7 protein-coding genes are annotated in these 13593 nt (G+C 57.0%); 4 read left to right on the top strand and 3 right to left on the bottom strand.

From position 1 onward, the window contains the following. The first annotated feature begins 41 nt into the window (after nt 1-41). On the top strand, nt 42-866 hold the full coding sequence (locus E1H13_RS10315) for an MlaE family lipid ABC transporter permease subunit (RefSeq protein WP_240966577.1): 825 nt from the start codon (nt 42-44) through the stop codon (nt 864-866). 3 nt (nt 867-869) lie between these two features. Here the strand turns inward: E1H13_RS10315 and E1H13_RS10310 are convergent, their stop codons facing one another. The 3 genes from E1H13_RS10310 to E1H13_RS10300 form a co-directional block, all read right to left on the bottom strand. Further along, complete coding sequence (locus E1H13_RS10310) at nt 870-1430, bottom strand: pentapeptide repeat-containing protein (RefSeq protein WP_169613329.1); 561 nt, start codon at nt 1428-1430, stop codon at nt 870-872. Nucleotides 1431-1912: 482 nt separating this feature from the next. Beyond that, nucleotides 1913-4678, bottom strand: a complete 2766-nt coding sequence (locus E1H13_RS10305; RefSeq protein WP_169613328.1) for an SMC family ATPase — start codon at nt 4676-4678, stop codon at nt 1913-1915. Nucleotides 4679-4813: 135 nt separating this feature from the next. Next, nucleotides 4814-7693: a caspase family protein gene (locus tag E1H13_RS10300; RefSeq protein ID WP_169613327.1), complete on the bottom strand. Its 2880-nt coding sequence runs from the start codon at nt 7691-7693 to the stop codon at nt 4814-4816. Between the two features lie 694 nt (nt 7694-8387). Between E1H13_RS10300 and E1H13_RS10295 the strand changes: the two genes are divergently transcribed. The 3 genes from E1H13_RS10295 to E1H13_RS10285 all read left to right on the top strand — a co-directional run bounded on the left by E1H13_RS10295 (nt 8388) and on the right by E1H13_RS10285 (nt 13453). Next, nucleotides 8388-9767: a GTP cyclohydrolase II gene (locus tag E1H13_RS10295; protein ID WP_169613326.1), complete on the top strand. Its 1380-nt coding sequence runs from the start codon at nt 8388-8390 to the stop codon at nt 9765-9767. A 27-nt stretch (nt 9768-9794) separates the two neighbouring features. Continuing rightward, nucleotides 9795-11039 carry a URC4/urg3 family protein gene (locus tag E1H13_RS10290; RefSeq protein ID WP_169613325.1) on the top strand — a complete coding sequence of 415 codons (1245 nt, stop codon included), beginning with the start codon at nt 9795-9797 and terminating at the stop codon, nt 11037-11039. Nucleotides 11040-11350: 311 nt separating this feature from the next. Then, nucleotides 11351-13453: an FAD-dependent oxidoreductase gene (locus tag E1H13_RS10285; RefSeq protein ID WP_169613324.1), complete on the top strand. Its 2103-nt coding sequence runs from the start codon at nt 11351-11353 to the stop codon at nt 13451-13453. Nucleotides 13454-13593: the final 140 nt, after the last annotated feature.

Here is a 13593-nt window from a genome sequence, read left to right as displayed (position 1 = left end):
CCAAATATAATTCTCCCTGGTTAGCCCCAAAGCCTGCTGTGATGGATCCAAAAGACTGCCTAAGCCCTGGGTTTCCTGTCGATTTGCCAGAGTCGAAAGCGTTACGGCAGCGGTCCTCAGCCTTTCATGTTGTTATGGCCTGTTTACTGGGGGGGCAGGTGTTAATGCGGCTGCTGCGGGGCCGGGTCCATCGCCAGCGGGTGCTAGATCAAATGGTGAGTGCTGGCCCTGGTGCCCTGGTGCCTGTCCTGATGATCAATATTTTTGCGGGTATGATTTTTACGATTCAAACAGCTCGCGAACTAGAGCGGTTTGGGGCAATTCATGCTCTGGGGGGTGCCTTTGCCATGGCTTTTTGCCGCGAACTCGCACCGATTTTGTCAGCCGCTGTGCTGGCGGGGCAGGTGGGAACTGCCTTTGCCGCCGAAATTGGCTGTATGAAGGTGACTGATCAGATCGATGCCCTGAAGGTGTTGCGTACTGACCCGATCGATTATTTGGTTGTGCCACGGGTGGTAGCCTGCTGCCTCATGCTGCCGGCCCTAACGGTGCTGGGCATGGTGTTAGGTCTCGGGGCCGGGGCCGCAGTGGCCTTGCATTTTTACCAAGTATCTCCCAACCAGTTTCTAGAGTCAGTGCGATCGCTGATGATGCTCAACGACCTAGTTGCGGTGCTGATTAAGTCGGTGCTGTTTGGCGCCATGGTGGCTCTGGCTGGCTGTACCTGGGGACTAACCACCACCTGTAGTCGCTCAGTGGGGCAATCGGCCACTTCAGCGGTGGTGATGACCTGGGTGGGGCTATTTATGGTGGATTTTGTGTTGTCTCTGGTCTTGTTTGACGGCCCTGGGGTAGCCCTGCACTAACCCTCACTCGCCTCCGGCCATCAGCAACTCCAAACTGTAGTCCAGATAGGAGGCATCCGGCATCAAGGTGCCCATCAAGTTGGCACCCCCTAAATCGGCCCCGGCTAGATCCGCCCCGGTCATGTCAGCGCCAGATAAATCAGCATATTTGAAATTGACCCCCCGCAACTTGGCCCGCCGCAGGTTGACCCCCCGCAGGTCACTGCCGCTGAGGGACGCATCACAGAGGTTGGCTGTACTGAGATTAGCCCCAGTCAGCTTAGCCCCAGCCACCATGGCTCGACAGAGATTGGCGGCGGACAGGTCAGCTCGAAAGAAGTCTGCCCCAATCAGGTTGGCTCGGCCTAACCGCCCCCGCCGTAGATTGCTGCGGGTGAAAACGGCCCCTGGCAGAAAGGCATCGATCAAATTAATCTGCTGCAAGTTGCAGTCCACCAGTTCAATGAAGGGTAGCTTTAGACCTTTGAGAGACTGCGATCGCAAGTTCAACCCCTCGAACTGAAGCTGACCTTGGCTGTAGGTCTCGATTAAGCGTTCTGAAGAACAGCGCACATAGGGGGGCATAGGGCTTAAAGCAAGAATGACTGTGCGGAAAGCAAAGCCGTCAGTGTTGCGTAACCTCAGCTTGATTTTTAGATCACCAGGGACGGCTTATTGTTAACGATCCGTCAGTTTAGTGACCTGATGTTAGTGACCTGATGGGAGTATTCCAGCTAGGCCCTCATCCAGACATGGACTAGAGCCAAACTATGGGCCAAACCCATGCATTCGCCTGAGTTCAGGGGCAATACCACAGATGCTTGTTTAGGTTTTAGATGGAATCCTCTGGTTAACCGTATCTTTATCTTATCCTGTTGCCCAAGACCGGGGCTACCACTATCTGATATAGCGGATTCCACTCGGGTGAAGGAGATCATGGGGATCCCTTCTGCCCCCTTAATAAGTAGGAAACAAGCGCATAACTTAGACAGCTACAAGCTGTGGGGATCCAGAACTCAGCCAAGGCGTACCTGACTCAATCGGAAATCGCTATAGGGTTAGCCCGCTTATCCTGGATCCCGCTCAACCAAAATCACGTTTTCGGTCACCTGCTCAAAGGTGTCGTCGTGGCTAATCACAAACAGTTGTTGAAACGTCTTGATACGGCCAATGGCCTCTGCTAGGCCCTGGCGGCGAGGACGATCCAGGTTGGTGGTGGGTTCGTCAAAAAAGGCAATGTCCACATCGGCCAGCACCTTAAGAAGAGCCAAACGCACCGCCAAGGCAGCACACATTTGCTCCCCTCCGGAAAGGTTGACGAAACGTCGCTGGTTAGGACCATCCTGCACCACAATCTCGTAGTCTCGGGTCCACTGTAACGCCACATTGGGGCGGTTGAGCAAATCTCGAAACAGCCGATCCGCCTGATAGGAGATATGGCGCACATACTGTTCAGTAATTCTGGGACCAGCTTCGTTGTAGGCCTTGCGGGCAAAGGTAACGAACCGCTTAATTTTCTCCTTGGCTTGCAGTTGCTGTTTAGCCTGATCGCGCTTTTGGGCCAGGGCCTGCAAGCGGTTGAGTTGCTGGTCATATTCGGCCAGTAACGTTTGCTGCTGAGGCAAGCGGCCCGCCAATTGGTCCGCTGCCGACTTAATGGTGCTGTACTCCGTTTCCAGGGCCTCGGCCTGGGCTGGGTCAAACTCAGCTAGGGCAGCGGTGTGGGCCTGCTCTATGGCGATCAACTGCTGCTGGAGTTGCTCCATCTCGGTATGGACCGCATCTAATTCGGCCTTCAGTTGACGATGCTGATTGGCCATCTGCCGGTGGCGCAGGTACAGTTCGTGGCCGGGTTGGTATTGACGACGCTGCTGCTGTTGTTCAGCTACCGCCTGGTCCACTTCCTGAAAGGCTTCTAGCTGGGTGGTCAGAGCCGCTAGTTGCTGGTTGAGTTGGGTCTGGGTCTGGACAATGGCTTGGTATTGCTGCTCCGCTTTCGGCTTCGCTTGCAGCGTGCGTTGCAAAATCTGGCTTTTTTCCCGGGGGCGTCCCAGGGCGTCGAGCTGCTGGTCTAACCCTTTCAGGGCCGCTTCCAGGTCAGGCTGCTGGGTCAGCTGCTGGGCGATGGCCTGACTTTGCTGCTCTAGGTCGGCCTGCTGTTGCTGAAGCTGGTTTAACTGGGCCTCGACAGCGTCAAGCTGCTCCCACTCCCCCCGCCAGCCATAGCGTTGCTTCAGGTCCTTTTCCAGGGTTTTAAGGGTTTTCTTGAGGGTGGCCTCGTCAGTTTGGTCAGCCAAGTCTTGCAGAATCGCTTCCAAGCCCGCAATCAGCGATCCATGCAGATCCGATGCCCCCTGCAAGGCTTGCTCCAGCTTACGAATCGTCTCCCCAGACACCAGGGGAATGCTCTCCACCAGGCTGGTCAGTTCGGCCAGGGTGGCCTGAATATCGGCATCCTGGGTCTGACGCTGACGCTGACTGTCCTCCACCAGCGCTTTGATGTCGGCTTCAAACTGGCGGGCGGCGGCCAGCCGACTGAGCTGCTGCTGTAGGCGATCGCGCTGTTGCTCCAACCCGGCAATCTCGGCTACCGCTGGCTGTAGGGCCTGCAAGCGATCGCGCCTCCGCACCGCCGCCTGGTGCTGTTGGCTCAGCTGCTGTCCCTGTTGCTGCCATCCTGCCAACTGTACCCGCTGCTGACTCAGCTGCTCTAGCTGGGCTTTTAGGGTCTGCTGCTGGGCCTCTAGCGCGGCTTGTTCAGCGATCAAGGGTTGCAGCTGGGCTAACTCGTCCTCGGTGGTGGCAAAGGTGTCCATTTGAGCCTGGCAACGGGCCAGGTCTGCCTGCTGTTGACCATGGCGTTTTTGCAGAGTTTGTAGTTCTGCTTGCAGGGTCTGGCGCTGCTTCTGCTGCTCGGCTAACCCTTGTAACGCCTGCTCCGCCGCCTGATAGCCCTGGTAGGCCTCTCGGTTGGCCTGGCACACGGCGATCGCCTGTTCTGCTTGCTCTATCGACTGCTGTAATCGGCCTAAACCGTGCTGTTTGGCCTCTAGCTGGTGGGTCAGACCCTGGCGCTGGGTGGCCAGGGTTTGCAGCTGCTGGGCCTGGGCCTTGAGCTGATCTCGCTGGGTTTGTAACCTGGCCAGGGTCTGCTGCTGTTGCTGAAGCTGCTGCTGATTAATCTGAATTTCGGCGTGTAAGGTCTGCCGCCGCTGTTGTATATCCTCCCAGGTGGTCAGGGCATCGTCGTACTGGGCGATCTGCCCCTTGACCGCCGCCACCTGATCTTCGGCGTAGCGGCGCAGCGTATTCATTTGTTTAAAGGCGATTTTGTAATCATCCACTTTGAGAATGGCGTCAAACACCGCTTTGCGCTGCTCGGCAGGCTGCAAAAAGTCAGCGGTAAAGGTGCCCTGGGGCACCCCCAGAGTGCGGGCAAACAGCTGGGGTAAATTCGTGGCTGCCCCCACCCCCAGATGCTGACGCAGCCAGGGTAAAATTTCGTCCTTAATCCGGCTATAGGGCAGCCGCTCATTCAGTTGGGGATCAAACAGCACATAGCCCCGCTGGGTGCAGCGCTGCACCTCATAGGTGCGGCCATCATAGTTGGAGGTAAAGGCTACGGTTACCTGGGCGCTACCGCTGCCATTGCGAATCAAATCATCCTTGGCGTAGTCCCCCTGGTAGTTGAACAGCACCCAGGCGATCGCCTCTAAAATACTGGTCTTACCCGCTCCATTTTCCCCACAGATGGCATTAGTGCCAGGCTGGAATTCAAAATAGCGATCGCGGTGGGTTTTGAAATTTTGCAGGGTGACGGACAAAATCTGCATGGAAACCCCTACTGCGCTGGCCTGCTCCTTAGGATAACCTGCGGGGGGGGAGGTGGGGTGATGGGGAGGTGGGGAGGTGGGGAGTGGATGAGTGGATGAGTGGATGAGTGGATGAGTGGATGAGGTGGGATCGTCCTAGTCCTTCTTGGCCGTGGATGTAAAACAGGTGGACTCAGCTCCACTGCGGGTGCACCAGATTTGAATCACTAGATCAGGGTCTTCGGGGGAAATCCACTGGGCGACTGGCTCTACCACCTGGTTCACTGGGGGATAGGTGGCTTGGTTAGTTTGCCCAGATAAAGGGGTTGTTGCCGATGGCATAGACATCTGCTGGGGTTTGGGTTGCCAAGCCTGGGTAGCCTGCTGGCTCTGCCTTAGTACGGTTACCAACTCTGGCATCTGCCCCCCGGTGCCCTGAAAGTTGATCGGTTGGAGGCCATTGGGGCTGGTCGACAACCGCGTCGAGGCCCGATGCAGCATCTCTGTGCCTGCCATGCCCGCCTGGGGTGACCCAATGCCTCCTGTGGATAGCCCTGGGGGGATGGGGGACTCTGGCGCTACCAGGTGAAAGGCGGGTCCCATGTCGGTCTGAAGTGGAGCTACCGCTGTCGTGATCTGGGCCTGGGGTTGGGTCAACAGGCTGTGACCATAGGCGGTTGCCATGCCTGTGACCATACTCAAGGGAATTAACAGCCGCATCAAATATAGTTTGCGATTGCTCCGTCGGGCGTAATCTTGACAGGCTGCTAGATAATCCGTTGCCTGTAGAGACAGCCAATCACCGTGGTTGGTTTGAAAGATCTTGGCCTCTAGCAAACGGGACTTGGTGAAAAAGTAGTCAGGGTGGCTGGGGCACTGGTTTTGGCGCCATTCTTGGGCCATGGCCTCAATGGTGCGCTGGCGTTTGAGCAGGGGCTGCGCCTCCTGCAACCAGGTTTGCAGTAAGGGCCAAGTGCGCACCAGGGCTTCGTGGGCGATGTCAATGGACGGGATGATCGGCGACCCTGGCCGGGGTGCGGCTCCGCCAATGGCGCGCATCATGTTTGCCACTATGGCAGAGCTGGGCTCAGGACCATTGCCCCCCGGCCCAGGGATAAGGACTGTGGCGTCTGGATCCAGTGGATTGCTGGTGGTTTGGGCTAGGGGACAGTGGGTGACCAGCAGTCGCTGGTCCACCAGCTTGTCGATCACCGCATTAACGTGGTCCTGGGGCATGGTGGCGGTAATCAACTCTGGCAGCTGCACCTGGCGGCGGGTAAGGGCTGTGCCATCCCCCAGTTCACACAGACTCAAAAAGATGCGGCGGGCAATGGCCTGTTCCGTCTGGGTCAGGGTCTCGACCACTTGGTTAGCGTGCTGCTCCAATAGACGACGAATTCCCCCCATGGCAGCATAGGTGTCGAGGGTGAGCCGGGGCGCTGTTTGGTCGGAGACGGCCTCTCGACTTTGCCACAGGGCCTTGAGGGTCATTTGCAGCAGCGCCAGATTACCGGGGCTCTCCATCAAATCCAGCAGCAACGTGTAGATCAAATTAGTGTCATAGCCCAGTCCCACCTGATCGAGCGGGCCCAAAATAGTGGACTTAAGCTGGTCGTAGGTCATCGCTGGGACCACCAGACCATGGGCCTTGACCAACTCCCGCAAGCTGGGAAACAAGTCCAGTTGGTCTAGGGCACTGCTGCGCAGACTAATCACCACATGTAACGGGACATGGTGTTGCTGGGCCGCCGTCACCAGGCTGTCGATCACGATCTGGCGATCGCGCTCTGCGGCGGGGGTGCAGGCAAATAACGCTTCAAACTGATCAATCACGAGTACGGTGCGGGTAGGCGATCCGTGGGACACTCCGGCCGTGGCTTGTACCAGTTGGAGCAATCCTTCGCCCCCTCGTCGTAAAAAGGACTCGGCTTGACGTAATTGTTCGGCCCTTTGCAGTCCAGTAGCCTGGGGATCGACAAACGCTGTGGCCAGGTTTTGCAGTGGGGCGGTACCTAGACTCAGGTAACGGACATCCCACTGGAGATCTGGGGCAGGACGAGGGGCAGCGAGATGGGCTATCAGCCCTGCCTGTAAAATGGAGGTTTTGCCAATGCCAGAGGCCCCAACTAGGGCGCAAAAAGGGGTGATTTGGACCCGTTCTACCAGAGATTGGGTGATGGCTTCACGGCCAAAAAATAAATCGGCATGGCTGGGTTCAAAGGGGGCTAAGCCCGGAAACGGGCAAAATCGGTAGCGCAAGCTTTGCAGGCGGTCGAGGGTGGTGGCAGTGGCAGGCTGCATAGCCTGGGCAATTCCCGAGGCTCGCGTCAGGATAATTTCTCCGCCCGAGTTTTCAAACAGCGGTTGTTGTAATTCCCCCTTCATCTGATGGTTGACCTGATCAGTTAGGGAATGACCATTGACCACACCGCCTTTGGCCTTATGAGGATTAAGCCCTGATAACAAGGCTTCGGTAAACACGCTGTGGCTTCCTGCTAGGGATTCATAAGCCTCTTCGTATTCCCGGGAGGCGGCCATGAACAGTCGATCTGTACCTGCTTTAGCGCCGGGGTCGGCCTCTAAAACGTTGAACAATTCGCCGCTGTTACAGCAGTCTAAAATAATTACCCGCTGGTGTACTGGACTGTCCTGCAAGAGTCGCCTCAGCCATTGGAGAGATAGACCATAGTGCCCTGCGGCTGGGTTAGCATCACTGGTGGCGAGATACCCTTCTTGAATACCGGCATGGCGCTGCAAACCATGACCTGAATAGTAAAATACGGCCATTTGGGGGACAGTTTTACCAGCGGGTTTAAACAGCCGAATTAGAGCTGTTTCTAGCATTTGGGTGGTAATCAAGCCCTGGTGGTTAATGGCAGGTTTATGGTCGCAAATGACTTCAGGTAAGCGTAATACACGGCATTCACCAAAGCGCTCAAAACATTGAGCCACCGACTCTGCGTCTCTGGCTGGAGCATTGAGTCCTGGCAAGTGTTGATAGTGATTAATGCCGACAACAAGAGCATCCCGTGACATGGTTAATAGCACCCTTTTACAGCGCTACCTGAGTGCATTCAGGTAGCTTGCCTAAGTTCAATCAAGTTCAAGTCCAGACTGGGAGTTCGACCTGTGGGAAAACTCCAGATCTCGAGCTGCACTGGGTATAGTTCCAGCGACAGGTCTCAAATCACACCCGATTAATCAGGTATGACGCAGTCAAACACTGCATGACCCGTATTTACTTAGGCCGACTTATACACTTTGATACGCTCACTCTAGCCAAGTCCATGAAATCCCCTAAGGGGGGTGAAACCCCTAAGACAAAATCTTTTCCAGACACGTTTTTTTCTTAAAAAAATACCTCAGGAAATTTACTGAAATCAGTGATACTTCCTTTGTGAATTTGGCAAAAGCATCAGTAGAAACCCTGTCCGCGCTGCTCGGTTGCTGTCGCCCCAAGCTGGGTTAAGGTTGATTTTCTCGGTGTAACTCTGGAGATAACCCTGTACTTGCGCGAAATAGCGGAATGATGAATATCAAGCTTGACGGAGCTCTCGTGACTTTTCCACAGGGGTAAGCAGACCAAGGTGGATGGAGTAAATGGATAACGTTTTGTCAAAAATGAGCTGTTTCCAGGGAGAGAACATGGCAATTTGAGGGATCTCCAGCCTTGCTACTTTGGCGACTCAGGGGTTGGTCAATGTCTATCTGTCGTTTCGATGAGGCCGTTATGACCGATTCCAGCGGTATTAATTCCAGTGGTGTCCAAGGTCAAGGATCGGGGGCGGGGACTTTGGACAGTTCATCCCAGGGGGCGATCGCCGCCTCTAAGCCGTCCTTATCGGCTCCAGGGCCCCCCAACCGCAAACAGCGCCGACACATTGTTCTCACCTCCCACCCCAGTCGGTCGGGGCTGAGGGGCCAGCCGATTGACTGGGGACAGGCCGACCCCGTGCAGCGGGGAGCCATCGTCGCGACTGTCAGCGACCCCAGCCATCGCAATGCCATCGGCACCCATTCCGGGTCCTATGCGGTGTATCGGGCCTTGGCGGTGGCCAACGGAGGGCTCTGCCCTGATCATCGACCCGATTTAACCAATACGGCCCCAGCGATCGCCATTGGTCCCCACCCCAGCTGGGCCGATCCGCAAAAAATTGTTTCCTTAGATCCCTTTGGTGCTGGGGTAGGGGAGGTCTATCAGCCCCTGTTGGCCCAGGGTATTGATATCCGACCGACGATCGCCGTGACTAATGCCCACATCCAAATGCCGGAGCTCTTAGATGCGCTGCGCCAGGGGCGGTTGGCCGCAGATGGGGCGATCGTCAAGCCTAGCGGCGACCTGGTGGTGACTAAGGCCGCCGTGGAGCCAGTGTGGTACTTGCCGGGGGTGGCCCAGCGGCTGGGGGTGAGTGAAGATGACCTGCGCTATGCCTTGTTTGAGCAAACGGGCGGTATGTTTCCAGAACTGGTGACACGCCCCGATCTGAAGGTGTTTTTACCGCCGATTGGCGGCATCACGGTGTACTTAGTGGGGGATGTGGCGGCGATTACCGACCCAGGTCGCCCGGTGACGGTGCGGGTCCACGACGAATGCAATGGGTCCGATGTATTTGGCTCAGATATTTGTACCTGTCGCCCCTACCTGGTGCACGGTCTAGAGGAATGTATTCGCACCGCCCAACAAGGGGGCGCCGGGGTGATTGTCTACTTCCGCAAAGAGGGACGTGCCCTGGGAGAGGTGACCAAGTTTCTGGTCTATAATGCCCGCAAGCGCCAGCAGGGGGGCGATCGCGCCGATGCCTACTTTGCCCGCACCGAATGTGTAGCCGGGGTGCAGGATGTGCGCTTTCAAGAGCTGATGCCGGATGTGCTGCACTGGCTAGGCATCACCCGGATCGATCGGTTTGTTTCAATGAGTGACATGAAGTACAACGCCATTGTGCGATCGGGCATTGAGATTGTCGAACGGGTGCCCATCCCCGATGATTTGGTGCCTCCAGACGCTCGGGTGGAAATCGAGGCGAAAAAGGCCGCTGGCTATTACACCGACCAGGGGGTGCCATCAGAGGAGGATTTAATTCAGATTAAAGGACGCAACCTCACCGATTAATCCAGCCAGTCCTGTTGCTATTGGCCTATGTCCCCAGCTTCCCCAGACCCCTTAGCGGTCATCGCCTATCTGCAAAGTCCCCAGGCGATTCGCGATCGCAGCCGCACCCTATACAATCTGGCCCTTGACGATCAGCTATACCACCTCCGCCTCCACCTCGATGCCCTACCCGCCACCGCTGACTATGTCCAAGCCGTCATCGATCAGCAGTACCCAGAGGGACATATCCCGGTTCATTCTCGCTGGCGGCATTTTGAACCCCAGGGAAGGTCGCGGCTAGAGTGGCTAGCATCCCAACTGGCCCAATTGGACGCCCTGGAACAGGCCCGACTGAAACTGGATCTGGTGATCACGAGTGTGTTGCTGGACGCAGGCGCTGGGACCGTCTGGAAATATCGTGAAACCCAAACTGGACAAGTGTTTCAGCGATCGGAAGGACTGGCGATCGCCAGCTTTCATAGCTTTGTTCAGGGGCTGTTCTCGAGCCAGCCCGACTGTCCCTGGCAGGCGGATGCCGATGGCCTGATGCAACTGACCGTAGATCAGTTGGCCGTTGCCTTTCAAGTCAGCGATCGCAATCCCCTACTGGGCCTAGAGGGGCGAGTCACCCTGCTGCAAAAGCTGGGCCACACCCTGCGCCAGCAGACCCATCTGTTTGGCACAGATCATCCCAGACCAGGCCACCTCGTGGACTATTGGTTACAGCAGGCCCCAGAGGGGCAGTTGTCGGCCATCACCCTGCTGCAAACGATTCTGCAAGGGCTGGGCACCATTTGGCCCGGACGAGTCACCCTGGCTGGGGTGAACCTGGGGGATGTCTGGCCCCATCCCCAATTGCCCGATACTGGCCTCGGCAGTCAGTTAGTCCCCTTCCACAAACTGTCCCAATGGCTCACCTACTCCCTGGTGGAACCCTTGCAAGACCTGGGCCTGATCATTACCGATCTGGACCAGCTCACTGGCTTAGCCGAATACCGCAACGGCGGCCTGTTTGTAGACTGCGGCGTACTGACCCTGAAAGATGCGGCCGCTAGCGCGATCGCCCATCCGCCCCACTCCCCGCTGATTGTCGAATGGCGCGCCCTCACCCTCTGCCTGCTCGACCAGCTCGCTAACCACCTGCGCCAAACCCGTCACCTGTCCCCCGACCAACTGCCCCTGGCCCAACTGCTGCAAGGCGGCACCTGGACCGCTGGTCGCCAAATCGCCGCCCAAAAACGCCCCGGCGGCCCCCCGCCCATCACCCTGCTTAGTGATGGCACAGTGTTTTAGGAAGAGGGAAGAGAGAAAACAAGACATCCTCTCTGACTTAGGGGTCTATCAAGTTAAAGGGAGCGGGCTGAAAGGGTTTACGGTTCAAGGTTGAAGGTCTATGGCTGGCCGTAGACCTTGGACCCCAGTTCGCAGAACCTGCCATTAGCAGAACCTGCCATTATCAGTCAGATGGACTGAGCACCAGTTGCGTCGGCAGCTGGCTGGATGGCGGGCCAGTCTCCATAACGTTTCCGATACGTTTGCCATATTGCCCCTGGGGCATCGCCTAAAATCGGGACAATCCTTTGCTCTGTGGGACCTGTGCCCCTATGTCCACCACCATTACCCAACGCCTCGGGGTATTGTCTGACGCGGCCTTCACCCGCCCGGCCCATGGGGCCACCCTGACCAGTTCGATTTTAGTGGTAGGGGGGTCTACTGCGGCCTATTCAGCCACCCTCACCGCCCTGCAATTGAACCTGGATGTCTGTCTGGTGCAACCCCAGGCCGTGGTGGGTGGGCAGTTTACCGCCCAGGCTCTCCCCGCTTCTGACGATGGCGACCTGTTGCGAAAAAAGGCAGGACTCTTGACGGTGGATGGGGAGGCGTTTGCGATTTCTAGAAGCCAGAAAGCCTTTCGCGATCGCCAGCGGCAACTGCAACCCGTCGCTGGTCGAGTGGTCAGCAACCCGGGTAGCGGCTGGGTAAGCCCCCTGGCCACCACGCCAGTGGTAGCGGCCAGTGCCTTGAATGAACCGCTGATCCCCTATCTGCGCAACGGCAAATTGAGCCTGATTCCATTTGCAGAGCCGATTCGGGTGGTCATGGACCATACGGGGCAGCGACCCAAACTGCAGGGGGTGATTTTTGGCGACAGCCAAACTGGGCATGAATTTACCGTCACCGCCCAAGTTACCCTCGAAGCCACCGACCTGGGGGACCTGCTGGAAGTGGGGGACATTCCTGCCTTTGTGGGGCAAGAAGCTCGCTCCGACACCGGGGAAGCGATTCTGCCCGAAGAAGCCCGGCCCCAGTGCCAACAGTCCATCACCTTCGATGTAGTGGTGGAATGCACCGCCCCCGGTCGCGGGGTACCCATCGGTAAGCCTGACGGTTTTGGGGTTGTCCCTTGGCTGAACCTGCAAGACTTTACCGCGCTCTTTTGGACCAAAACGAAAGCCCACCAGTGGCACAAATGGGACTTCTTTAGTGACTATGGCATTTTTCGCTATCGTCGCTTGCAGCGAGTTAGGCTCGACGATAAAAAGGTACATCCCGGGGATATCAGTGTGATTAACTGGGGCACCTCCAGCGATCCTGACCATCTCTTTCGCTGTGGTAATGACTACCGCCCTGGGCGGTTGGTGGGGGTCAGCCGCGAGGAGCGGCAATTGCACATCCAACGGGCTCGACGCCGCTCCCAGGCCTATGTGCACTACTTGCAAACCCATGGCGCCCCCAACCTAAAGCCCCGTGGTGATCTGACCTGGACGGCGGACGGCATTGCTCTGGAACCCTATATTCGCGAGGCCCGTCGCGGCAAGGCGCTGACCACCATTCGCCATGAAGATGTGGCTGAAACCTTTTTCCCCCACCAGGCTCGGGCTCGCTGTTTTGAAGACGCTGTGGGCATCGGCCAGTACCATTACCTGGATCTGCATGGCAACGATGCCGAGGGCCACGTTAGTCCCAAAGGCAAAGACGTGGTGGCCCTGCCCTTTAGCCTGCCCCTAGGTTCCCTGGTGCCAGTGAACACCGACGGCCTGGTGTTATCGGCCAAAAGCCTGGGCACCACCCACATTACCAATGCCGCCTATCGTATGCATCCGATGGAGTGGGCGATTGGGGAAGCCAGCGGTTTTCTGGCCGTGTTTGCGGTGTGGACTGGCTTAGCGCCCCGGGTACTGGCTACTGAAGAACAGCACGTTCGCAAAATTCAGGGGTTCATGGCCCGCAACGGCATCCCTATTTTTTGGTTTGATGACATTAGCCATAACGATTCCGACTTCGAGCCCATTCAGGTGATGGCTGCCGCAGGGCTAATTCGCAGCGAAAACCTGAGAACGCTACATTTTCGGCCCCATGGGCCGGTGTCTCGAGCGGTGGTGGCAACGGCTTTGGTGAATGTATTGAAACTACCTAGGACAGTGCCCCCCCAGCCCACGTTCATTGATGTACAGCCCGGTCAACACTGGGCCTATGAGGCAATTGAAACCCTATATGCCCACGGCATGATTGCCGGTGTTGGGGGGCATCGCTTTGCTCCCGATGGTCCCATCACCCGCGAACAGCTGTCCTTTTTGGTCAAAAAAGCGATGCCTGAGGTCTATGATCAGGCCTTTGGGCGCACCCCCCGCGATCGCCAAAATTTACAACGACGTGAGCTGTCCCGGGTCCTCTATGAGGTGCTGAAAGGGCGGCTAGGCATTTAGGACGTCGGGACAGATCCCAGGGTTCTGCCCTCGGATACCCCAACTTTTCTGGCTAATCAGCCCAAGAACCCTGGGATCTTGACACACTGTACCGATGCTCTAGGGCTAAATAAATATTTGGCCCCTGATCCATTGGTTCT

The organism is Nodosilinea sp. P-1105, assembly GCF_012911975.1.
Classification (GTDB): Bacteria; Cyanobacteriota; Cyanobacteriia; order Phormidesmidales; family Phormidesmidaceae; genus Nodosilinea.
The sequence above is the reverse complement of the archived record's forward strand: the minus strand, read 5'-3'. Positions and strand labels throughout refer to the sequence as shown.

Bases quoted from the DNA above. Each gene is read 5' to 3' on its own strand.
- E1H13_RS10310 (WP_169613329.1), bottom strand. From the start codon at position 1,430: ATGCCCCCCTATGTGCGCTGTTCTTCAGAACGCTTAATCGAGACCTAC.
- E1H13_RS10300 (WP_169613327.1), bottom strand. From the start codon at position 7,693: ATGTCACGGGATGCTCTTGTTGTCGGCATTAATCACTATCAACACTTG.
- E1H13_RS10290 (WP_169613325.1), top strand. From the start codon at position 9,795: ATGTCCCCAGCTTCCCCAGACCCCTTAGCGGTCATCGCCTATCTGCAA.
- E1H13_RS10305 (WP_169613328.1), bottom strand. From the start codon at position 4,678: ATGCAGATTTTGTCCGTCACCCTGCAAAATTTCAAAACCCACCGCGAT.
- E1H13_RS10315 (WP_240966577.1), top strand. From the start codon at position 42: ATGGATCCAAAAGACTGCCTAAGCCCTGGGTTTCCTGTCGATTTGCCA.
- E1H13_RS10285 (WP_169613324.1), top strand. From the start codon at position 11,351: ATGTCCACCACCATTACCCAACGCCTCGGGGTATTGTCTGACGCGGCC.
- E1H13_RS10295 (WP_169613326.1), top strand. From the start codon at position 8,388: ATGACCGATTCCAGCGGTATTAATTCCAGTGGTGTCCAAGGTCAAGGA.